This is a genomic window from Synechocystis sp. FACHB-383 (assembly GCF_014698605.1).
Lineage (GTDB): Bacteria > Cyanobacteriota > Cyanobacteriia > Cyanobacteriales > Microcystaceae > Synechocystis > Synechocystis salina.
In genome coordinates, this window is sequence record NZ_JACJTJ010000052.1 from 25,537 (window position 1) to 47,064 (window position 21,528).

The window sequence follows — 21,528 nt, forward strand, 5'->3', positions numbered from 1 at the left end:
AATAGGGCTGGAGGCTCCCATTCTGGTCCAGAATGCGTCAGATGTGACTGCGATATTAACCTCCATTAGTCCAGAATTTGTGGAGAAAAGTTCGTCCGGCTCAAGAAAATACTCACCAACACTGACGGTAAACTGCACAACTTTGAATGGGTTTAGGTACCCGTCGTTAATACCTGCCTGACTGATTACACAGATTCCATCCCGTTGGACTAACAGGACGGTGCCGCTAGTTGAGTTTTGTCGCCCCTCCATGGCAATCTAGTCTGGGGTTTAAACAATCACATTTTTGCCAATCACCTCCCCTATCCCTTACCAATTAACCATGACCACTTCCCTCGCAGCCATTGCCCCCCACGGCGGCCAACTGATCAATCGCCTTGCCCCGGAAGCAGAACGCCAGGAATTTTTGGCGATCGCCGATAAATTACCCAGGGTGCAACTGGATGAACGGGCCACATCGGACTTGGTGATGATTGCCATTGGGGGGTTTAGTCCCCTGAAGGGTTTCATGGAGCAGGACGACTACGAACTAGTGGTGGAGGAAATGAAGCTCGCCAACGGTTTGCCCTGGTCGGTGCCGGTGACATTATCCGTGACGGAGGAAGTGGCCGCCCCCCTAGAAGTGGGCAGTTGGGTCCGATTAGATAACAGCGCCGGTAAATTCATTGGTGTGTTAGAACTAACCCAAAAATATCACTACAACAAAGCCCACGAAGCTAAAAATGTTTACCGCACCGATGACCAGGCCCATCCTGGGGTAAAGGTGGTCTATGACCAAGGCCCCATTAACCTCGCTGGTCCCATTTGGTTGCTGGAACGGGAGCCCCATCCCCTGTTTCCCAAATATCAAATTGACCCCGCCGCCGCCCGCCAATTATTTGCTGAACGGGGCTGGAAAACGATTGTTGGCTTCCAAACCCGTAATCCCATCCACCGGGCCCATGAATACATCCAAAAATGTGCTTTGGAAGTAGTAGACGGCCTCTTTCTCCATCCCTTGGTGGGGGCAACTAAGAGTGATGACATCCCCGCCGATGTGCGGATGCGTTGCTACGAAATCATGTTGGATAATTATTTCCCCAAGGATCGGGTGATTCTGGGCATTAACCCCTCCGCAATGCGCTACGCTGGGCCCCGGGAAGCCATTTTCCATGCTCTCATTCGCAAAAACTATGGTTGTACCCATTTCATTGTTGGTCGGGACCACGCTGGGGTGGGGGACTACTACGGCACCTATGATGCCCAGGAAATTTTCGACGAATTTGCCCCGGAAGCGTTGGGCATTGTGCCGATGAAGTTCGAGCACGCCTTTTACTGTAAAAAGACCTTGCAAATGGCCACCACCAAAACCAGTCCCAGCGGCCCGGAAGATCGTATTCACCTTTCTGGTACTAAAGTGCGGGCCCTGTTAAGGGATGGACAATTGCCGCCGCCGGAATTCTCCCGTCCTGAGGTAGCCCAGGAATTAATTCAGGCCATGCAGGGGGAAAGCTAGAAGGAGTAGGGTAACTCACCCTTTATCCTCGGGCATTAATATGCGCCTACTATTTGTTTCTAGTCCTGTCAGTTCCCTCAATTCTGGACGATTGGGAGGGGTGGCTCTGAATTTAAAAAACATCACCCGCACCATGGTCAGTCGGGGCCACAAGGCCAAAATTGTCGCTCCCGCTGGTTCGGCGATCGCCGGTTTGCCTATCCAGGAAATTGCTGGAGCTTTACAGCCACTAACTCCGGAACCCACCTACCATGACCCAGTGCTGATGCCAGAGGATGCGGTAGTGGCCCATATGTGGGACTACGTTAGGGAAGTGGAGCAAAATTATGACCTAATAGTCGATTTTGGCTACGAATGGTTACCTTTTTACCTCTCTCCCTTTTTGCAGCGGCCGGTGTTGCACTATGTTTGTATTAGCTCCTGGAATGCGGTCATGGACCAGGCGATCAACCGGGTGGCTAAGCTCTGTCCCGGCACACTGGGGGCCCACACCCAAGCCCAGGCCCAAACCTACCCCGTGGCAGATTCCTTCCGCATTTTGAGCAGTGGCATTGATTTGGCCCAATACCAATTCGTTCCCCAGTCAGGCAAAACTTTAGCTTGGGCCGGTCGCATTTCCCCCGAAAAGGGCTTAGAGGACGCTTTTGCTGTGGCGGAAATTACCCAGTTACCCCTCCAGGTATTTGGTTATCTCCAAGATGAAAAATATTGGCAATCTCTGCAAAGGGACTATCCCCGGGCCCAGGTAGAGTATGGCGGATTTTTACCCACGGAGGAATTTCAGCAGGCTTTGGGACAATGCCAAGCTTTACTAATGACCCACAAATGGGTGGAAGCATTGGGGCGGGTAGCCTTGGAAGCTTCTGCCTGTGGGGTGCCGGTGATTGCCTATGACCGGGGTGGTCCCAAGGAAATTGTCGAAACGGGACAAACTGGATTTTTGGTCACCCCTGACGATGTACCAGCTTTGGCCACCGCTGTGGGCAAAATACCAGATATAGACCGTGCCCATTGTCGCCAAGTAGCTGAATCTCGTTATTCCCTCACTGCCTATGGCGATCGTCTGGAGCAATGGTTTGAGGAAATACTCAACCCGTAAACGGAAACTGTTGAGAAGACCAACAACTCTGGCCAAAACAAAAGGGCAGAGCCGAATCTTAGTCCAGCATCCACTACTCCTTAGGTTCTTTTAAGTATGTATGATCTGACGATGAATTATATCTTTCTAATTTATCGTCAGAAATCATACAACAAAAAGTAAAAATTCTATCTTCTTTATAACTCTAGTATTTTGACAGAATACTGCTTAAATTTAGAATCTTGGCTTACTAGGGTCATAGAACGGTTAATCGCTTGGGAAATCAAAATTCGATCAAATGGATCTCGATGATGTAGGGGTAAGCTTTCATTACATAAAGTATCCGAAAAAGTAATGTCAATAATTTTAAAATCGTTTTCCTTCAAATTTTCCTTAAGCTCACAAAAAGGTCTATCTAATAAAAGTTTTCCTAGTCCCACTTTGATAGAAACTTACCACAGACTTGCCATGCTAGCATGAAGTTTATTTTGGGGATTTTTAATTACTGGGATTAGATTACGGTTCAAATTTGTGTTTCCTTCCAGATACCAGAGAATGATATGAGTATCAAATAGAAGTTTCACTTGACATGTATTCCTTAAAATCATCCAAAGGCTCATCAAAATCATCAGCAATATGAATTTTTCCCTTCCAACTACCAAAGCCTTTAAGTCTTCTTTTAATTTTTTCTTCTGAAGTTTCTCCCTGTGTTTTTTTAGAAGTATCGACGAGACGTTCTATATACTCTAAGGTTTTTTGTTTTAATGGTTCAGGTAGTTCATCCCAAATTTCGATTAATTTTTCGCTAGATAAGTCTGACATAATAAATAGGATGGATGAAAAGATTAGAATTTTATTAAAAAGAGTGAGCCGAAGCCCACTCTTCCATCCTACTGAAAATTAACAAATTGGTGATTTTAAGGTGCTAAAGCGTTACCCCGGAGCAAGCTACCGATGGTTTTAGCAGTGATTTTCATTTGCACTAAAGGATTGGCCGGCACCACAGTTTTGTACAGGTAGCTATCAAAGGTTAGCTTTTGCACATCAATGTCGGAACACATTTCCACAAAGGCTTCCCTCGTGGCATCGGTGCGATAGAAGACCCGTTGCAGAATATCTAAAACCAAATACGTTATGCCGTAACGCTTATCCCATTCCTTGATGTAGGTTTTGAGATCGGCTTCGGTGGGAATCCGTTGACCGTTATTGCTGGTGGCAACGATAGTTTCAGCGCACATGCGGGCGGACTTAGCGGCAAAGTAAATGCCCTCCCCAGAGGATTTGGTCACGGTGCCAGCGGCATCTCCTACTAGGGCGACCCGACCGACTACCCGGCGGGGCCGGGGATGTTCAGGAATGGGATGGGCTTCTACTTTAATGATTTCTCCGCCTTCGAGCTTTTTGGCGGCCCGGGTGCGAATACCCGCTTGTAAATCTTTAATGCGGGCTTTGTTCACCTTCATGGTGCCGGTACCCACTGCCACGTGGTCATATTTGGGGAATACCCAGGCGTAGAAGTCCGGGGAAACGTCATCCCCTACATACATTTCCGCTAATTCGTCGTAGTAGGCCATTTTGTCTTCCGGCAGACGAATCCTTTCCTGGAAGGCAATAGCATAGTTGTAATCGCCGGCATCGATCGCCTTGGCAATGCGGGAGTTAGCGCCGTCAGCTCCAATCACCACATCCACTTTTAGGGTTTTCATTTCCCCAGTGGTGCCACCCACGCTGTGGTCAGCATAGTGGAGGGTGTAGGGATCGCTTTCTTTGCTGGGAATGTCAAGTTTGTAAACGGTGCCGTTAATTACCTTAGTGCCTAGTTTTTCCGCTCGTTCCCGCAGAAACCCGTCCAATACTTCCCGGCGGCACATGCCGATATATTCATCGTCCTTGAGGGTTTGGCCAATGTTGACCTCGATGTTGGAAGGAGAGATCATTTTCATCTTGCGCACCCGGCGGTCAATAATTTCTGGGGGCAGATCAAACTCATCCACCATACAGAGGGGAATTGCCCCACCACAGGGTTTGGCGTTGTCTAGCTTACGCTCAAACAGGTAGGTTTCAATTCCGGCTTTTACTAAAATCTCGGCGGCGGAAGAACCAGCGGGGCCTCCTCCAACGACTGCTACCCGTAATACCAAAGCCTTTCTCCTAAATTTCTTTTAATAAAAAAAGTGAGCGAGCACGGATCGCATCCTATCACGGTCTTTTTGCTTAGGGGTAGGCGATCGCCGCTGGGATGGCAAAGTTGCAATAGAGCTTTACAAAACCGTTACAAAACTTCACGCTAAACCTGGTCACCATAGCATTGACCCAGTTTTAACTATTGATTTGGCCGGGGTGAGTATGAGAGCTTTACGGTTGGAGCAGGGGAGGAGGCAAAAAGATTCTTTTTTTCTCTAGAATAGTTTTGAGCCGATTAATACCAGTGATTTTCCCGAATCAATAGCCCAGAGCTAGGCTGGCATAACCTGGTTTCAAATTGAATTTTGGCAACTATTGCGACTAAATAAACCTGCGACTATGGCCCCATCAATCTCCCCTGTTACCCAACCTTTGGCTTCCATGGCGATCGCCCCCACGGTGGTGATTCGTAGTGCCTTGGCCCAGGCGGGGACACATTTGCAAAAATTGGGGAGCAAGGGTCTGGTGGTGACGGGCAACCACACCGCTAAGCTGGGGTCAAAGTCTTTAGAAATATTGCAAAAAAGTTATGGCCTGACCCTCCCTCTTGCCAGCTATTTACCTGACTGTGCCGAGTCTTCCCTAGAACAGTTGCGGCAACGGGTTCACCAAGAACAACCAGATTTTATCCTTGGCATTGGAGGAGGCAAAGCCCTGGACACTGCTAAGCTGTTGGCCCATCAAACCCAATTGGCGATCGCCACGGTGCCCACTTCTGCTGCTACCTGTGCAGGTTGGACGGCCCTGGCCAATGTTTACAGCGAAACCGGGGCTTTCCTTTATGACGTGGCCCTGGACCGTTGCCCTGATTTATTGATTGTGGATTATGAATTGATCCAACGGGCGGAACCGAGGTTACTAGTTGCTGGCATTGGGGATGCGATCGCCAAATGGTATGAAGCTTCTGTCAGTAGTGGCCAATCCAGTGACACCTTCACCGTAGCCGCGGTGCAACAGGCCCGCATTTTAAGGGATATTCTCCTGCAAAAGTCCGCTGAAGCCCTGGCCCATCCAGGCAGTGAAACTTGGCGGGAAGTGGTGGATGCCAGTTTGTTAATGGCGGGGGTAATCGGTGGTTTGGGTGGGGCCAACTGTCGTACCGTTGCAGCCCATGCTGTCCACAATGGTTTAACCCAATTGCCCCAGGCTCACCACGCTCTCCATGGGGAAAAAGTCGCCTACGGCATTTTGGTGCAGTTACGCCTAGAGGAATTGGTCAGCGGTAATCAACTGGCGGCCACTGCCCGCCGGCAATTGTTAAGCTTTTACGATCAGATTGGTTTGCCCAAAACCCTGAAGGATCTGGGTCTAGGACAAATTTCCCTGGAGGACTTACGACAGACGGCGAACTTTACCTGTTTACCCAATTCGGACATTCACCGTTTACCCTTTACTGTGACCCCAGAAATTTTAATGGCGGCCATGGTTTCCACGCTGGTGGAGGAACAAGGTGCTCGTCAATTATTTGCCCAAATTCAAGATAATTCCGGTCTTTAAATGTGAATGATCAAAAATGTTAACTGTTACTAATTATCCCCATATTCGTAAAGTAGACGACCAGCCAGCCCATCTGGAAAGATTGCCTCGCATTCAAGTTGCCCATATTGTTATGGACTATCTTTCCCACGGTTGGTCTGTGGATGAAATGTGCCGCCAACATCCCTATCTAAAGCCTTCGGAAGCATATTCCGCCATGGGCTATTATTTTGATCATCAAGAAGAAGTTGATCAACAGATTCAAGAACAGTGGCAGTCAATCCAGGAAGCAGATTCTCAACCAAAATCACCTTTTTACTCTCGTCTGAGAAGTAGAGGTATTTTATAAGTGACAGTTAATATTTATTTAGATGTCCATGTTCCTCTGGCGATCGCCGATCAGCTACGCCGTCGAGGAGTAGAGGTTTTGACTGCATTTGAAGATGATGCTTGTGAGCTTACAGACAATCTACTTTTAAAAAGGGTAACTGAACTTGGATATGTACTTTTTACCCAAGATATTCGCTTTAGAGTGCTGGCTGAAACTTGGCAAGTTGAAGGAGAAAGCTTCGGTGGTCTAATTTTTGGACATCAACTAGGAGGAACTATTGGTCAATTTGTTAGGGATCTTGAGCTAATTGCAAAACTTTCTGAGCCAGATGAATGGATAAATACAGTGGAATATATTCCTTTTAAATAGTTAATTGATTAAGGGATTATGCAAGGTTTACTACTCATTTTTTTGATAGGAACAGGATTAATTTTTTTCCTGCAAAATCGACAACCCATACAAGTAAATTTTTTCGGCACCACTGCTGAGTCTGCCCTAGCTAGCTTTACCTTGCCCCTGGGGTTGTGGGTAGTGCTATTCCTGACCCTGGGAGTTTTAGCCAGCGTGTTGATCAATGCCCTGGGTTCCCTCGGTCAGCCCAAAGCCAGACCCCAAAACTTGCGCCCCAATCCCCCCCGGCGATCGCCACCGGAATCCTTTGAGCCACCGCCGCCCCCCACTCCTCCCCCTAGCCCCCAGCAGGCACCGGAGCCAGTCACCATGGAGGAAGAATGGGATTGGGATGAACCAGAACCCGACTTAGCGGATTGGTCTGACCCCAAGCCCCCAGCTCGGCCTCGACCGATGGTCCAGGATTCCCCCCGCCTATCTCGCCGAAATAGGGAAAATTTATCCCCCGAAACAATGGGGCCAACTCCAGCCATGGCCTCCGATGATGACCATGGCGATCGAGGGGATCATACGCCTTCCCCCCCTGTGGCCCCAGAGGAAATAGCGCCCCCACCCCCCAGGGAACCTTTGCCGGATCTACGACAATTTGAAGCCCCCCAAACGCCCCAAAATACTAAGCGAGAAGGCACCATCTACTCCCAGCAATATCGCCCTGCCCGACCGAAAGCTGATAAAAACGAGCAATCGGATACCCAGTCCCCTGGTCCAAGGGGTGTGTATGATGCCCCCTATCGGATCATCAATTCTGCGCCAAATCCCCCCGGAACGGGAGAAAGTAACGCTGCTGATGAAGAGGAAGATTGGATTTAAGGGATTTGGCTATCCCCGCAACTGTGGCACCCATAGTCTTAGTCGCAGAGTTGGAATTGGCCCTGGAAAAAGAGGAAAACATTTCCTGTCCCCCGATCCGCTAGGCTGTCAGAAGGACCAGGGTCAATGCATCGCTGCGTCCCCACCATTACCGCTTGACTTCCATCTAGTCGAACTGCCGTGAGCCAAGATCTACCAGCCTCTCCCAATTATTTTCGCCCGGTATTCTTCTCCACCTTCTTAACCATCTTTTTGGCGGAAATGGGTGATAAAACCCAACTAAGTACATTATTGATTAGCGCCGAATCCCAATCTCCCTGGGTAGTGTTTGCCGGCTCAGCCTTAGCCCTCATTTCCACCAGTTTGTTGGGGGTTTCCCTAGGATATTGGATCGCTCGCCGCCTAGATCCACAAATTCTTGACTTTTGTGTGGCTCTGCTATTGTTACTCATTGCTGGACTACTGATGGGGGACGTGGTCAGTGCCTAGTCCCGCCACCGCAAACACCATGCAGCTGAATGCCATTCCCTTTCTCCTGAGCGTAATCTGCTCCCCTCTGAGTTTTTGTTAGACTACATAAATTGTTGATTGATTTGTTGAGTTAGACAAGTCTTTTTTTACTGTTTTTACTTCACTAATTCTATGACTGCCCAAGCCAACAACACAATCTACGGTTTTTCTGCCAATGCCTTGGATGGTTCCTCCGTAGCGATGAGGGACTTTGAAGGTAAGGTGCTATTGATTGTCAACACTGCCAGTCAATGCGGCTTCACCCCCCAATACGAAGGTCTCCAGACCCTACAGAACCAATTTGGCGATCGGGGTTTTACGGTACTTGGTTTTCCCTGTAATCAGTTTGGCCAGCAGGAACCCGGTGGCTCAGGGGAAATTAAAAACTTTTGCGAAACCCGTTATGGAGTAACCTTTCCTGTGTTTGAAAAGGTGGAAGTCAATGGCTCCAATGCCCATCCCTTGTTTAAGTTTTTAACTGAAGCTAGCCCCGGTATGGCCATTCCTTTTTTGGGCAATGCGGAGGACATTAAATGGAATTTCACCAAATTTTTGGTCGATCGCCAGGGTAAAGTGGTCAAACGCTACGGCTCCATTACCAAACCCGATGAAATTGCGGCGGACATCGAAAAGTTGTTGTAATTTTCTGACCCAATTCCCTCAAAATTTTGCTGAATAACAAAAACCAATTTGAACGCTTAAAGGCTGAGGCCGAGGCTCCCTATCGAGGTTTACGTAAATTTATTTACCTCGGTTTGGGGGCTTCTGGCCTGATTGGCGTGTTTATTTTTAGTCTCCGACTCCTGGCCGGCTACGATCCCGCGGAAATTTTGCCTAATTTGGCCCTGCAATTGGGGGTAGTGGCCCTGATGGCTGGGCTATTTCGCTGGGAATCAGGTAAAAATCGGGGAGATTAGGACAGGCTTTTGTCTTCTCCCCTAGAAATTTTGGCGATCGCCCGGTTGAAGTTCATTCCGGTGTGACCATGACATCAGCTATCAATGAACTGCAACGCATTGAGAAAAGTACGAGCCGCATTATCCCTGGTACTATTCAAGGGCTGTATGACCCCCATGGCATAGATTTTATCCCCCACTAAATAGGTACGAAAAATCACCCTTTCCGTATCACTTTCAAACGTGAATTCCGAGCCTTGATAATCTCCCAACGTCACCGGGCGCTCATTCATCAGAGAAAAGGTTTCCGCCGGAGCTACCCTGGCTTGCATGGCGGTAAATAAGGCCATGGGATCGTTGATTTGTTGCTCAGTTAACCCCGTGGCATAGGCCGCCACATAGCGATGATCGTTATCGGTGCTAGTCAAGGTTTGAAAATTTAAATCCCCTTCTGAAGTGCCAATGACCACGCTATCCTGCGCCAAAATTCCAGGGGGCATCCAAAAAGAAACATTGCCTTGGCTAAAAACAATCAACTGCCAATTATTAGCATTGGTACGGATGGGGGGCACACTGCTGGGGGGACTTTGAAATCGCAGAGTGTCTTGGGATTGGGGACGGCCAGTTTCAAAAAAACTCCGCAAATTTTGGTTGGGGGATTGGGCCACCATCAATGGTTCCCTTCCCTGGGCCGTGGCTTGGCATTGACCTAGAGTTAGGCCTCCGACAACAGTAGCGATCGCCGTGGCTAAAAGTAATGTGTATTTCATAGCAAAGAGTCTAAACAATTAAACAGTTTGATCTGTAAACGATGGGGAGCTTTGATCTAGTTTTGCCCCAAATCAACCGTCAGAGGATTTCTAAAACCCATAGTCCCAACCGTCGGCAAAGGGTTAGATTTGATCTGACCCATATTTGCCCATTTAGTTCAATCCTCCAAATCCTGGTCATCAGCCCCTGGTCTGGCCACGGCATTTGGCCCTGGAGTAGCTGCTGCCGGATGCCAAATAGTCAAACCGAGTAAATGTTTGGAGGTTGGGGCGCTGGCGAATAGGGAAATGCCTAAACCCAGCAGAACTGCTAGGGGAGCAGTAACCGCCGATCGCCAAATGCCAGGAAAGGTAAGCCAGCCCACATTGGAAGCCACGATGACGAGCAACACCGCCGCCACGGTGCCGTAAAAAGCTCCTAGGGCATTGATGCGGGGAAACAAGACTCCCATCAGGAAAATACCCAACAGCGGTCCCAAAAACATGGTGGTGTAGGACACTAAAAATTCCAGTAAATCTTGCCCAGTGGAAGCGGCATAAATGGCGGAAAAAATTGCCACTATTCCCCAAACGATAATTAATCCCTGGGCCACTCGCACGGAAAGAATTTCACTGGCTCGGACGTTGATGTAACGGTCGTAAAAATCCACCGTCATACAAGTTGCCAGAGAATGCAATGCCGAATCAATGGAGGACATGGCCGCTGCAAAAATAGCCGCCACTAAAAAACCTGATGCCCCAGGGGGAACCTGGTTGAGAATGAAATAGGAGAGGATTTCATCGGGCTTAACATTTGCGGGTAAATTTCCCTGTAACTGGTAGAAGCTAAACAGTAAAACTCCCAGCAAAAGGGTGGCCGCCACCCCCACAAAACCAGAAAACCAGCCCAGGAGAATCGCTTTCCGGGCCGATTTTTCATCAGCACAGGAAACATAACGTTGGACCGATTGTTGGTTAGTGCCCGCCACAGCAAAAGCTAAAATGCCGTAGGCCAAAAGGGCGGTGGGCAGAGAACGAATGGAGGCCGGATCCCAATCGAAGTTAAACACCACTAATTTGCCGTTTTCCCCAGCGATGCGCCATAGTTCCCCAAAGCCTCCAGGCACGGCGGTAACTGCGGCCCAAATGCCTGCCCCCAAGCCGACGAAAATCATGCCAAATTGCAACACGTCGGTCCAGACCACCGCAGTGATGCCCCCGGCCACGGTGTAAATAATCGAGACCACCCCCACCATCAAAATGGCAGTGTTCGTACTAATGCCTGTCAGCACCGATAACACCAGGGCGGCAGCATATAAAAGTCCCCCTAGGCGGGCAATGACAAACAGCAGAAAACAAAGGGAACCGAGGGAACGGGTTTTGGCATCAAAGCGTTTTTCCAGGTATTCGTAGGCGGTGGTGAGATTGAGCCGGACAAAAAATGGCAAAAAGACGGCAATGACTAGGCCATAGCCAATTAGATCCCCCAACTGCAATTGCAAATACAAGAAGCCGTGGCCATAACCCTCCCCTGGGCCCCCCAGTAGGGAAGCGGCGGAAAAAGATGTGGCAATGATGGAAAAACCCAGGGCCCACCAGGGAATTTGCTTCGCACCCCGGAAATATTCATCAGTGTTATCTTGTTTGCGACTGGCGATCGCCCCAATGACAATAACAATCACCGAATAGACCAACACAATGGCCCAGTCAATCATGCCCATGAAAAATCAAACTCCTTGGCAATATGGCCATATTCCACCCTACCGGTTTTGTGACGTAGGACACCGCCGGATTGATCCCACCCCTGGGCAAAGAAGGGAAAACAAGTTTGGTGTGATGCCGTAGGAGAAAGTTTAAACGGATTTTTTTAAACTGATTTTGACTACCTTTACAAACAGGCAGCTAAAATGTCCTGTTCCGTTGTGCCGACGGTGCTGATTTCTTCTAAGCCTTGCAACGTCAAATCAATATTGTTGCCACTGCGGGCCACCGGCGATCGGGGCACAAGGGCCAGGGCAAAACGGTTGGGGGGCTGCTCGCCATAGGAGTCTTCCACCACTAAATTCAACGCCTGGGCGGAAACGGTGCCATGGGTGCAAGCAAACTCGGAATAGTAGGCAAAAAAGGCTCCCCTCAGTTGATCACCCCGTACTTGAAAGATGAAATATTCCTGGCCCACCACCCCCGGCTGGGCAGACTCGCCGTAAAAATGCACACCTTGGCGCAGGGGAATATTCTGGGCTGCAACGGCAATCGGAGCGATTAAATTTCCTAGTCCCACAAGGGCAAAGCTTAGTAGGGCGGTGGAAAATTTGGCCAGGCGATCGCCGCTGCCTGGAAGTAGGAAAAGTAACATAATTTTTAGTGGGAGGAGTAAGGTGAATGATTAAATCATTACTTCTAACTTAACAATCATTCACGAAGCTGATCTTCCCTCGACAGTATGATGATCCAAAAATTAACAAACTTTCATCAATTTGCTGATGGCGATCGCCGATAATGCGGACTATATTGCAGATTGCCAGCGATCATCTCGACAGTTTTCAACCTAGCGGGACCCACAACCATGGACAAAGCCATCCGGAAAATTTTTGCCTATCTTCGTCCAGGGGTAATCTTAGTAGTTTGTTTGCTGGGCCTATTGCTTTTTGTGCAGCCAGCCCTAGCTTTTTGTGGCTTTTATGTAGCCCAGGCCGACACCAGTCTTTATAACCATGCCTCCCAAGTAATTATTGCCAAAGACGGCGATCGGACAGTGCTCACCATGGCCAACGATTACCAAGGGGAAGCGAAAGACTTTGCCCTCGTAATACCGGTGCCGGTGGTGTTGCAAGAAGACCAAGTGAACGTGGGGGAAAGGAAAATTATTGAGCGTTTGGACAATTTTAGTGCCCCCCGTTTAGTGGAATATTTTGATAGTAATCCCTGTGACAGTTACGGTGACCGTCAATTTATGGATGCTATGCCCGCTGCCCCCAGCATGAGCCGGGGAGCCCAAGAAAAAGTCAGCAATGAAGCCCTGGGGGTGACCATTGAAAATCAATTTTCCGTGGGGGAATATGACATTCTCATCCTCAGTGCCAAGGAATCCAATGGCTTAGAAACTTGGTTAAGTCAAAATAATTACCGCATCCCTGCGGGGGCCACCGACGTGCTCGGAGCCTACATCAAACAGGGGTTAAAGTTTTTTGTGGCCAAAGTTAACTTGAAAGAATTTGATCGCCAAGGATTTCAAGCCCTGCGACCGTTGATGATGGCCTACGAATCCCCCCGGTTTATGTTGCCAATCCGTTTGGGCATGGTGAATGCGGACGGCCCCCAGGAATTGATTGTTTATCTGTTATCGCCCCGGGGCGCAGTGGAAATAACCAACTACCGCACTGAAAAAATCCCCTCCAATCTGGATTTACCGGAATTCGTTCAGGGGGAATTTGGACAGTTCTATGGCGCCATGTTCGACACCGCCTACAAACGCTCCAGCAAAAATGTGGCTTTTTTGGAATATTCCTGGGATATGGGCAGTTGTGACCCCTGTTCCGCCGATCCCCTTTCTCCCCAAGAACTGAAAGAAGCCGGGGTGTTTTGGTTGGACCAGCCCGATGCCGACTCCAATTCGACGTTCCGGGGTATGCCTGTGCCCCGCACGAGCAATGTGTTTATCACCCGTTTACACTTGCGCTATACGCCTAATAAATTTCCCGAGGATTTGCGCTTCCAAAACACCGCTAACCAGGATTTATTCCAGGGCCGTTATGTGTTGCGTCGCCCCTACCGGGGGGAAATGAGTTGCACCGCCGCGAAGGAATACCGTCAAACAGTGCAAAAACGCCAACGGGAAGAGGCTAAAACCCTCGCTAATTTAACCGGGTGGCCCCTGACGCAAATTGAGGACAAAATTGATTACCTAGAAGGGCCCCAAGATGCTATTCCCTGGTGGCGTAAACTCTGGCCCCGTTAATTCACACACTGTGGGCCTGGATTTTGACTGAAAAATTCTCCATTGCCCATAATGGTGGATGAGCTGAACCAATTGGTTGAGCTTACCAAGAAAAAAACGTAAATTTCCCACCTAGTCGATCGCCATGGATCCTTTAACCAACTTAGTTTTAAGTGCCGCAACTCTGCCAATTCTATCCGCCCTGGGTTTGGCCCGTTGTTTTGGTCGCCGCAGTGAAGCCCTGGGTAAACTGTCTGAAGAAGTGTTCCGGGGCGATCGCCTGCCGGTGTTGCCCTTTCCTGCTGAGGAAAAAGCAAGTTAAAGTGAACTTACTCCCTCCAGAAATCCTGATGGGGGTTACTGTTCCAATCAACCGATATCATGGGTCGTTTTTCCCACAAATTGCGGGTGCTGTTGACTGTGTACTTTGCCCAAATGGTGGAGTACCGTGCCGAAATTTTCTTCTGGATTTTGTCCGGTTCCCTGCCCCTAATTTTGATGGGGGTGTGGGTGCAGGCGGCGGAGAGTGGGGACTTTACCCTTGATGCTATCCAGGTGGCCAGGTACTTTTTTGCTGTCTTCGTGGTGCGCCAGATGACCACTATCTGGGTAATTTGGGAATTTGAAAAGGAAGTAATTGAAGGGGTTTTGTCATTTCGCTTACTGCAACCGTTAGATCCGGTATGGCACCATATCGCCCGGCACTGGGCGGAAAAAATGACCCGTTTACCCATCTTGGGCATTTTGGCGATTCTTTTTTTCTCTCTCTATCCCGAAGCCTTTTGGTTGCCCAATCCTTGGTATTTTCTCCAAGGGGTAATTGGCATTGCCTGTTCCTTTACCCTCTACTTTCTAATCCAGTACACTTTTGCGCTCTGTGCCTTTTGGACGGAACGGGCCAGCGCCCTCCAGGACCTTTGGTTTTTGTTCTACATTTTTCTCTCTGGTGTTATTGCTCCCTTGGAAGCTTTTCCCGACACAGTACGACAGATTGTTTTACTTACCCCCTTTCCCTACGGTGTTTACTTCCCTGCCACCGCCTTGGTTGGTTTACCTCTACCTTTTTTTCGCAGTTTATTAATTATTGGTATTTGGATCGGTCTATTTGCCCTGCTTAACCGTTGGCTCTGGCGCCAGGGCTTAAAACAATATTCCGGCATGGGAGCCTAGATTTTGGCGATCGCCGCCGGATCAACACAGCCAAAGTTCAGTACATAAAAATTGACTGAGAGTGGAGGCAATTGTCATTGCATGCGGAGGAATTAAGCAATACTTAGTATCGTGCAGCGGCAAACAATAACTATCAAAGTTTCAATCGGGCTCCCTTTAAAATAGGAAAAGATCAAAATACACCCTAGGTGATCATGGCAACAACAGCGGATGAAGTCTGGCAATTATTGGGAGAGCTAATCCAAGCTCAGAAGGAAACAGAGCGCCAACTTAAGGAGCAACGAGAGGAAGTTGATCACCGGTTTCAAGAAGAAAGGGAGGAGGCAGAACGCCGGTTTCAGGAGCAACGGGAAGAAACTGATCGCTGGTTTCGGGAACAACGGGAGGAAACTGATCGCCAAATCAAGGAGTTAAGACAACAGTCCCAAAAAACCGATCGCCAAATTCGAGAATTAGGTAAACAAATTGGCGGGCTGGGGCAAAAATTCGGCAGTTTCACGGAAGGTTTAGCGTTGCCCTCCATGGAAACCATTCTCCGTGAAAAATTTGGCATGGAAGTGGTCACCCCTAGTGTCCGGGTCAGCAAACAGGGCAAACATATTGAACTTGATGTAATGGCCTATGCCAACGGAGACGTTAAGACAGCCATCGTTGTGGAAGTCAAAAGCCATGCCCGCTCAGAATCCATCGGTCAACTAATTAACCATCTCCAGGGTTTTCGAGAATTTTTCCCTGAACACCAAGACAAAAAGTTATATGGCATCCTCGCTGCGGTGGATCTGTCCAATGCGGTCAAAGAAGAGGTACTCAAGGCTGGGTTATACACTGCCCGCATTCGGGATGAAATCTTTGAACTAGATACCCCCGCCACCTTCCAGCCTCGGATTTGGTAATGGCATTGCTAAGGCATAAGCGGAAAAGACCTGGTTTGGATTGCCCCCAGGATAACCAGATAAAATGGGAACCTAATCACCCTTTTGCCTAAATCTGTGAAAACCTTAGCCTACGCTTCCCCTGCTGATCTGTTTACTTTTCCATTGGACGACTTCCAACAAGAGGCGATCGCCGCCCTGGATCAAGACCAGTCAGTGGTAGTGTGTGCCCCCACAGGTTCCGGTAAAACGGTGGTGGGAGAATATGCCATCTATCGGGCTATTGCCCGGGGAAAAAGAGTTTTTTATACCACCCCCCTCAAAGCTTTATCCAATCAAAAAATTCGGGATTTCCAGGAAAAATTAGAGAAGTTAGGTCTAGAAAATGCTGAACAATTAGTGGGCTTAATTACCGGCGATACGGTGATCAATGCCGATGCTCCAGTGGTGGTAATGACCACGGAAATTTTTAGGAATATGCTCTACGAAACCCCCATTGGGGAAGTGGGGACTTCTTTGGAAGATGTGGAAACGGTGGTGTTTGACGAAGTCCATTACATCAGCGACCGGGGCCGGGGCACCGTATGGGAAGAGTCAATAATTTACTGTCCCAGCACCATTCAACTGGTGGGTTTGTCCGCCACCATTGGCAATCCAGAACAATTGACAGAATGGATTAACCAAGTCCGCACTGGGGTATCCCTGAAAGTCTTGCGTCAAGGGGAACAGCACAATGATTCTCCCCCCTGTGTGCTGGTTAATTCCGATTTTCGTCCGGTGCCCCTCACCTTTCACTACAGCACCCGCAAAGGTTTATTTCCCCTGCTGAACGAGAAAAAAACCGGGGTGAATGCCCGTTTACTACCCAAGGCTGGCAATAAAAATACCCGTTCTGGTAAAAATCGACGGATGCGTCGGGAAGATTGTCCCTATCCCCTGTTAGTGATGCAACAGCTACAGGAAAGGAATTTGTTGCCGGTAATTTATGTGATTTTTAGCCGTCGGGGCTGTGAACAGGCGGCCCAATCCTTAGAAGATTTATCTTTGGTGGAACCGGCGGAACAGGAAAGTATCCAACTGCAACTGCTCGATTTTTTCTTTGGCAAAAATCCCCTGCTGCGGCAGAAGTTGGAACGGGATTTGGCGGATGGTTTACCGGATATGGTCCAAGCGGTCATTGCCTATTTGGATTATCCCCAGGATGGCGCGGCGGCCCAAAAACTATTAACTGCCCTGGCGATCGATCCGGAAGGCATGTTCAAACTCTGGGGCTGGATTGCCCAATCTTCCCCCATGACTCGGTTGGAGCAGATTGAACCCCTTTTACGGGGCATTGCGGTACACCATGCGGGTATTTTGCCGGATATGAAAACCCTGGTGGAAAAGTTATTTGAGCAGGGCTTGATTAAGGTGGTGTTTGCTACGGCGACCCTATCGGCGGGGATTAATATGCCAGCCCGCACGACGGTGATTTCTGCCCTCTCAAAACGGACCAATGAAGGGCACGCCATGCTTAGTCCTTCGGAATTTTTGCAAATTGCGGGGCGGGCCGGGCGGCGGGGGATGGATATCGAAGGCCATGTGATTACGGTGCAAACTCCCTTTGAAGGGGCGAAAGAGGCATCTTACTTAGCCCTAGCGGAGGCAGAACCGTTAAAAAGTTGGTTTACCCCTTCCTATGGCATGGTGCTGAATCTGTTGCAAAAACATGATTTGGAAGAAGTAAAAAGTCTGCTGGAGCGGAGCTTTGCCGAATACTTGGCTCAGTTTGCCCTGGAACCCACCAAGGTGGCGATCGCCGAAACGGTGAAAAAATTATCCCAATTGGATATTAAGTTGGCGGGCATTGGGGAAAAGGATCTACGCAGTTACGAAAAATTCCGGGGGCGATTGCGGGAAGAACAAAGATTACTGAAAATCCTCGAGCAACAGGCAGAAAAAGAACGGAAGCAACAGTTAAAGGATCAACTTAAAACCCTGACACCGGGTCAACTTTTATATCTCAAAGGTCGCCACGTCAAAACCCATCAACCTCGTTTAGCGGTCATTGTTGCTCCCCTGGCCCCGGCCCATAATCTGCCCCAATGGTGTTGCCTAGCCAGTGATAACCGTTGGTACCACGTCACTGTGGGGGATATTTACGCAGTGCCCATGGGTAATCTGTCCCCAGCCCAATGGCAGAATTTGACTCCACCCCCGGCAGAATTGTTGGCTCCGGGTAAACCAGTGAAAGGCGATGAGGAGACATTGGCGATCGCCGAGGGATTGGATCCCCAAGCCTATCCCCTAGCCCCGAGCCCAGAATTAGTGGAGCAACAGGCCAGGGTAGACCATGTGGAAACACTGTTGGCGGTTCATCCCCTGGCTAGCCACAAACATCCGGGTAAACTTTTGGAGCAGTTCCACCAACGGCAAGAATTGCGTAAAACTCTGAGCAAACGACAACAGGAATACGACCGTTTGCAATCCCGTCAGTCCTACTATTGGCAAGAGTTCCTGGACTTGATCGACATTTTGCAGGAAATGGAAGCCCTGGAGGAATACACCCCTACGCTTTTGGGGGAAGTGGCTGCCACCCTGCGGGGGGAAAATGAGTTGTGGCTGGGTTTAGCCCTCATTTCCGGTAAGTTTAACGATCTGGAGCCGGAACAATTGGCCGCCGCTGCCAGTGCCCTGATTACGGAAACTCCCCGTTCCGATGCTTGGACTGACTTCAAACCTTCCCCTGCGGTGTTGGCCGCCCTCCGTCCCAGCGATGATTTATTTGGCCTGTTGTTTTGTTTTAAACATCCCCAACCCTCCCTTGCCCTCTGGCAGGCCATGACGGTGGCGGATCATTTGCAACGGCTTAACCTCTGGGATCTGCGACGCAAATTAATCAAAGCTCAAAATCAGCGGGCGATCGCCATTCCCCTCTGGTTGGAAGTGGATTTTATGGGTTTGGTGGAACAGTGGGCTTTAGGCATGGAGTGGGAAAATCTCTGTCGTCAGACCAGCTTAGATGAGGGTGACTTAGTCCGGCTTTTCCGACGTACCGTCGATTTACTCTGGCAAATTCCCCAGGTGCCCCACCTTTCCCCCCGACTAAAACGGAATGCTCGCATTGCGGTGCAACAAATGAAGCGTTTTCCCCTTTGATTGGCGATCGGGAGAATTTTCTTGAAAACACGGGGAATACATTGATCACCTGGGCAGTGGATGCTAGGTGGCCATGGCCTTCGACTTGTCCCACAAGACCTAGTTTCTACAGGCGGCCTTGGGTAGCCAATTTATAGCCAACGGCCATGGAAGCAAAGGAAAGCAGAAATTGCCACAGACTAGTGGGGTTCAGAATGGCTCGACTGCTAAAAAATACCAGCACCACGCCGATAATAATCGGTATCCAGCCCCAGGATTTTTCCCTAGCAGGTAAAAAGACTAACATCATCACCCCGGCAATGAGGGCCAAAATTGAACCATCGGCAGCAATGCCCCGCCAAAAGTAGGGATAAACGTTGGTGGTGAAAATAATGTTGTTACCAAGAAAGTAAATTCCAGTGCCAATGAGAACTATGCCGATCAGTCTTGCTATTAGGGCCATGGTTCAAGGAAGAATTATGGGAATTTAAATCAAGAAAGATTTTAGTATATTTAGTTTAACTATTGCCGTGGACAGTGGGGACAATGGTAACCCAAGGAGACATCAATGGCTGAAAGTTGACTTTTTGTGGCCAGGCTTGAGCAAAGGGTAATAAACCATCGACAATGGATGGAAGCATAGATTCGCTACGAGACAGGAGAGAACAATGTCCAACAATCCCAGAAGCCAGGTAATTACCCAGGGAACCCAACGCAGTCCCAACCGGGCCATGCTCCGGGCCGTTGGTTTTGGCGATGATGACTTTACTAAACCCATTGTGGGCATTGCCAACGGGTACAGCACCATTACCCCCTGCAATATGGGCATCAATGATCTGGCTCTACGGGCCGAGGCCGGCTTACGCACCGCAGGAGCCATGCCCCAATTGTTTGGCACCATCACCATTAGTGACGGTATTTCCATGGGTACAGAAGGGATGAAATATTCCCTAGTTTCCCGGGAAGTAATTGCCGATTCCATCGAAACGGTGTGCAATGGCCAACGTATGGATGGGGTGCTGGCGATCGGAGGCTGTGATAAGAATATGCCCGGGGCAATGATTGCCATGGCTCGCCTCAATATTCCCTCCATCTTTGTCTATGGCGGCACCATTAAACCGGGGCATTATGCCGGGGAAGATTTGACTATTGTCAGTGCCTTTGAGGCAGTGGGGCAGTACAGCGCCGGCAAAATTGATGAGGAAACCCTCTACGGCATCGAACGGAATGCCTGTCCTGGAGCTGGTTCCTGTGGGGGGATGTTCACTGCCAATACAATGTCCTCCGCTTTTGAAGCTATGGGGATGAGCTTGCCCTATTCTTCCACCATGGCTGCAGTGGACGGGGAAAAAGCCGACAGCACCGAGGAATCAGCCAAGGTCTTGGTGGAAGCAATTAAAAAACAAATTCTGCCCAGCCAAATCCTCACCCGTAAAGCTTTTGAAAATGCCATTGCCGTGATTATGGCTGTGGGCGGTTCCACCAATGCAGTGCTCCATCTGCTGGCGATCGCCAAGACCATTGGAGTGCCTTTGAGCTTGGACGACTTTGAAACCATTCGCCATAAAGTGCCCGTACTGTGTGACCTAAAACCCTCCGGTAAATACGTCACCACCAATCTCCATGATGCCGGTGGCATTCCCCAGGTGATGAAAATGTTATTGGTCAACGGCATTCTCCACGGTGATGCCCTCACCATTAGTGGCCAAACCATTGCTGAAGTCTTAGCCGATATTCCCGACCAGCCTCCTGCTAACCAGGACGTAATCCATTCCTGGGACAATCCCGTTTACCAAGAAGGTCACCTAGCGGTGCTCAAAGGTAACTTGGCCACAGAAGGCAGTGTGGCTAAAATCAGCGGTATTAAAAAGGCTGTGATGACTGGCCCCGCGAAGGTATTTGAATCAGAAGAAGATTGCCTGGAAGCTATTTTGGCCGGCAAAATTCAAGCGGGGGATGTGGTAGTAGTACGCTACGAAGGGCCCAAAGGGGGCCCCGGTATGCGGGAAATGCTGGCTCCCACTTCCGCCATCATTGGCGCTGGGTTGGGAGACTCCGTTGGCCTAATCACCGATGGCCGCTTTTCTGGCGGCACCTACGGTTTAGTGGTGGGTCACGTTGCCCCCGAGGCCTACGTGGGAGGGGCGATCGCCTTAGTGCAAGAAGGCGATCAAATCACCATTGATGCCCAACAAAGGTTACTGCAACTCAACATCAGCGAAGAGGAATTAGCCCAACGTCGAGGCCAGTGGACCCCGCCCCAACCCCGTTACCGCACTGGTATTTTGGGTAAATACGCCAAGCTCGTTGCTTCCAGCAGTGTGGGGGCTGTGACGGATATGGACTTGTTCTAAAGCTCGCCCATAGATCAGGGGCTAAGGGACTAGGAGCATCCGGCAGACCCGGGGACATCTCCAAAGAGCAATAGAGCTGGGGAATCTATGCAGTGGAGCTGGGGCAGTGTCCTTCCCTGGGTTAACGCCAAAATAACT

General features: G+C 49.4%; 23 protein-coding genes. 16 read left to right on the forward strand and 7 right to left on the reverse strand.

The genetic code is table 11. From position 1 onward, the window contains the following. Nucleotides 1-322 precede the first annotated feature (322 nt). Both sat and H6G45_RS16595 read left to right on the forward strand, forming a co-directional pair. A complete protein-coding gene (gene sat, locus H6G45_RS16590) occupies nucleotides 323-1,495 on the forward strand; it encodes a sulfate adenylyltransferase (protein WP_190599509.1) in 1,173 nt (390 codons plus the stop codon). Between the two features lie 40 nt (nucleotides 1,496-1,535). Next, nucleotides 1,536-2,594 (forward strand): glycosyltransferase, encoded by a 1,059-nt coding sequence (locus H6G45_RS16595; RefSeq protein ID WP_190599510.1) that lies wholly within the window; start codon nucleotides 1,536-1,538, stop codon nucleotides 2,592-2,594. 546 nt (nucleotides 2,595-3,140) lie between these two features. Here the strand turns inward: H6G45_RS16595 and H6G45_RS16600 are convergent. Both H6G45_RS16600 and chlP read right to left on the reverse strand, forming a co-directional pair. Continuing rightward, on the reverse strand, nucleotides 3,141-3,395 hold the full coding sequence (locus H6G45_RS16600; protein WP_190599511.1) for a DUF2281 domain-containing protein: 255 nt from the start codon (nucleotides 3,393-3,395) through the stop codon (nucleotides 3,141-3,143). 95 nt (nucleotides 3,396-3,490) lie between these two features. Continuing rightward, on the reverse strand, nucleotides 3,491-4,714 hold the full coding sequence (chlP, locus tag H6G45_RS16605; protein WP_190599512.1) for a geranylgeranyl reductase: 1,224 nt from the start codon (nucleotides 4,712-4,714) through the stop codon (nucleotides 3,491-3,493). Between the two features lie 382 nt (nucleotides 4,715-5,096). Between chlP and H6G45_RS16610 the strand changes: the two genes are divergently transcribed. The 7 genes from H6G45_RS16610 (at nucleotide 5,097) to H6G45_RS16640 (ending at nucleotide 9,212) form a co-directional block, all read left to right on the forward strand. Beyond that, entirely contained in the window at nucleotides 5,097-6,254 is a 1,158-nt protein-coding gene (locus tag H6G45_RS16610; protein ID WP_190599513.1) for an iron-containing alcohol dehydrogenase family protein, read from the forward strand. Nucleotides 6,255-6,270: 16 nt separating this feature from the next. Next, a complete protein-coding gene (locus tag H6G45_RS16615) occupies nucleotides 6,271-6,582 on the forward strand; it encodes a DUF433 domain-containing protein (RefSeq protein ID WP_190599514.1) in 312 nt (103 codons plus the stop codon). Next, complete coding sequence (locus H6G45_RS16620; RefSeq protein WP_190599515.1) at nucleotides 6,583-6,933, forward strand: DUF5615 family PIN-like protein; 351 nt, start codon at nucleotides 6,583-6,585, stop codon at nucleotides 6,931-6,933. Between the two features lie 18 nt (nucleotides 6,934-6,951). Beyond that, nucleotides 6,952-7,785, forward strand: a complete 834-nt coding sequence (locus H6G45_RS16625; protein WP_190599516.1) for a LapA family protein — start codon at nucleotides 6,952-6,954, stop codon at nucleotides 7,783-7,785. 180 nt (nucleotides 7,786-7,965) lie between these two features. After that, on the forward strand, nucleotides 7,966-8,274 hold the full coding sequence (locus H6G45_RS16630; protein ID WP_190599517.1) for a TMEM165/GDT1 family protein: 309 nt from the start codon (nucleotides 7,966-7,968) through the stop codon (nucleotides 8,272-8,274). A 153-nt stretch (nucleotides 8,275-8,427) separates the two neighbouring features. Further along, nucleotides 8,428-8,937, forward strand: coding sequence for a glutathione peroxidase (locus H6G45_RS16635; RefSeq protein WP_190599518.1), 510 nt, complete (start codon nucleotides 8,428-8,430; stop codon nucleotides 8,935-8,937). 26 nt (nucleotides 8,938-8,963) lie between these two features. Continuing rightward, nucleotides 8,964-9,212, forward strand: a complete 249-nt coding sequence (locus H6G45_RS16640) for a DUF3493 domain-containing protein (RefSeq protein ID WP_190599519.1) — start codon at nucleotides 8,964-8,966, stop codon at nucleotides 9,210-9,212. 74 nt (nucleotides 9,213-9,286) lie between these two features. On the opposite strand, the gene H6G45_RS16645 is transcribed toward H6G45_RS16640, so the two are convergent. Continuing rightward, nucleotides 9,287-9,961 carry a hypothetical protein gene (locus tag H6G45_RS16645; protein WP_190599520.1) on the reverse strand — a complete coding sequence of 225 codons (675 nt, stop codon included), beginning with the start codon at nucleotides 9,959-9,961 and terminating at the stop codon, nucleotides 9,287-9,289. A 158-nt stretch (nucleotides 9,962-10,119) separates the two neighbouring features. Continuing rightward, a complete protein-coding gene (locus H6G45_RS16650) occupies nucleotides 10,120-11,661 on the reverse strand; it encodes a sodium:solute symporter (protein ID WP_190599521.1) in 1,542 nt (513 codons plus the stop codon). Between H6G45_RS16650 and H6G45_RS19900 the strand changes: the two genes are divergently transcribed. Further along, complete coding sequence (locus H6G45_RS19900) at nucleotides 11,660-11,785, forward strand: hypothetical protein (protein ID WP_255512826.1); 126 nt, start codon at nucleotides 11,660-11,662, stop codon at nucleotides 11,783-11,785. The genes H6G45_RS16650 and H6G45_RS19900 overlap by 2 nt on opposite strands. A gap of 43 nt (nucleotides 11,786-11,828) precedes the next feature. Here the strand turns inward: H6G45_RS19900 and H6G45_RS16655 are convergent, their stop codons facing one another. Continuing rightward, nucleotides 11,829-12,296: a hypothetical protein gene (locus H6G45_RS16655; RefSeq protein ID WP_190599522.1), complete on the reverse strand. Its 468-nt coding sequence runs from the start codon at nucleotides 12,294-12,296 to the stop codon at nucleotides 11,829-11,831. A gap of 210 nt (nucleotides 12,297-12,506) precedes the next feature. Here H6G45_RS16655 and H6G45_RS16660 point away from each other — a divergent pair, with 210 nt between their 5' ends. The 5 genes from H6G45_RS16660 (at nucleotide 12,507) to H6G45_RS16680 (ending at nucleotide 19,057) form a co-directional block, all read left to right on the forward strand. Next, a complete protein-coding gene (locus tag H6G45_RS16660; protein WP_190599523.1) occupies nucleotides 12,507-13,898 on the forward strand; it encodes a DUF2330 domain-containing protein in 1,392 nt (463 codons plus the stop codon). Between the two features lie 124 nt (nucleotides 13,899-14,022). Further along, entirely contained in the window at nucleotides 14,023-14,199 is a 177-nt protein-coding gene (locus H6G45_RS16665; protein WP_190599524.1) for a hypothetical protein, read from the forward strand. Nucleotides 14,200-14,258: 59 nt separating this feature from the next. Beyond that, nucleotides 14,259-15,047 (forward strand): ABC-2 family transporter protein, encoded by a 789-nt coding sequence (locus H6G45_RS16670; RefSeq protein ID WP_190599525.1) that lies wholly within the window; start codon nucleotides 14,259-14,261, stop codon nucleotides 15,045-15,047. 194 nt (nucleotides 15,048-15,241) lie between these two features. Continuing rightward, nucleotides 15,242-15,940 carry a DUF3782 domain-containing protein gene (locus H6G45_RS16675; RefSeq protein ID WP_190599526.1) on the forward strand — a complete coding sequence of 233 codons (699 nt, stop codon included), beginning with the start codon at nucleotides 15,242-15,244 and terminating at the stop codon, nucleotides 15,938-15,940. Between the two features lie 96 nt (nucleotides 15,941-16,036). Further along, complete coding sequence (locus tag H6G45_RS16680) at nucleotides 16,037-19,057, forward strand: DEAD/DEAH box helicase (RefSeq protein ID WP_190599527.1); 3,021 nt, start codon at nucleotides 16,037-16,039, stop codon at nucleotides 19,055-19,057. Between the two features lie 106 nt (nucleotides 19,058-19,163). Here the strand turns inward: H6G45_RS16680 and H6G45_RS16685 are convergent, their stop codons facing one another. Together H6G45_RS16685 and H6G45_RS19905 are read right to left on the reverse strand one after the other, a co-directional pair. Next, on the reverse strand, nucleotides 19,164-19,499 hold the full coding sequence (locus tag H6G45_RS16685; protein ID WP_190599528.1) for a hypothetical protein: 336 nt from the start codon (nucleotides 19,497-19,499) through the stop codon (nucleotides 19,164-19,166). 55 nt (nucleotides 19,500-19,554) lie between these two features. After that, nucleotides 19,555-19,677 carry a hypothetical protein gene (locus tag H6G45_RS19905; RefSeq protein ID WP_277922732.1) on the reverse strand — a complete coding sequence of 41 codons (123 nt, stop codon included), beginning with the start codon at nucleotides 19,675-19,677 and terminating at the stop codon, nucleotides 19,555-19,557. 27 nt (nucleotides 19,678-19,704) lie between these two features. Here H6G45_RS19905 and ilvD point away from each other — a divergent pair, with 27 nt between their 5' ends. Next, nucleotides 19,705-21,390, forward strand: a complete 1,686-nt coding sequence (gene ilvD / locus H6G45_RS16690; protein ID WP_190599529.1) for a dihydroxy-acid dehydratase — start codon at nucleotides 19,705-19,707, stop codon at nucleotides 21,388-21,390. Nucleotides 21,391-21,528 lie beyond the last annotated feature (138 nt).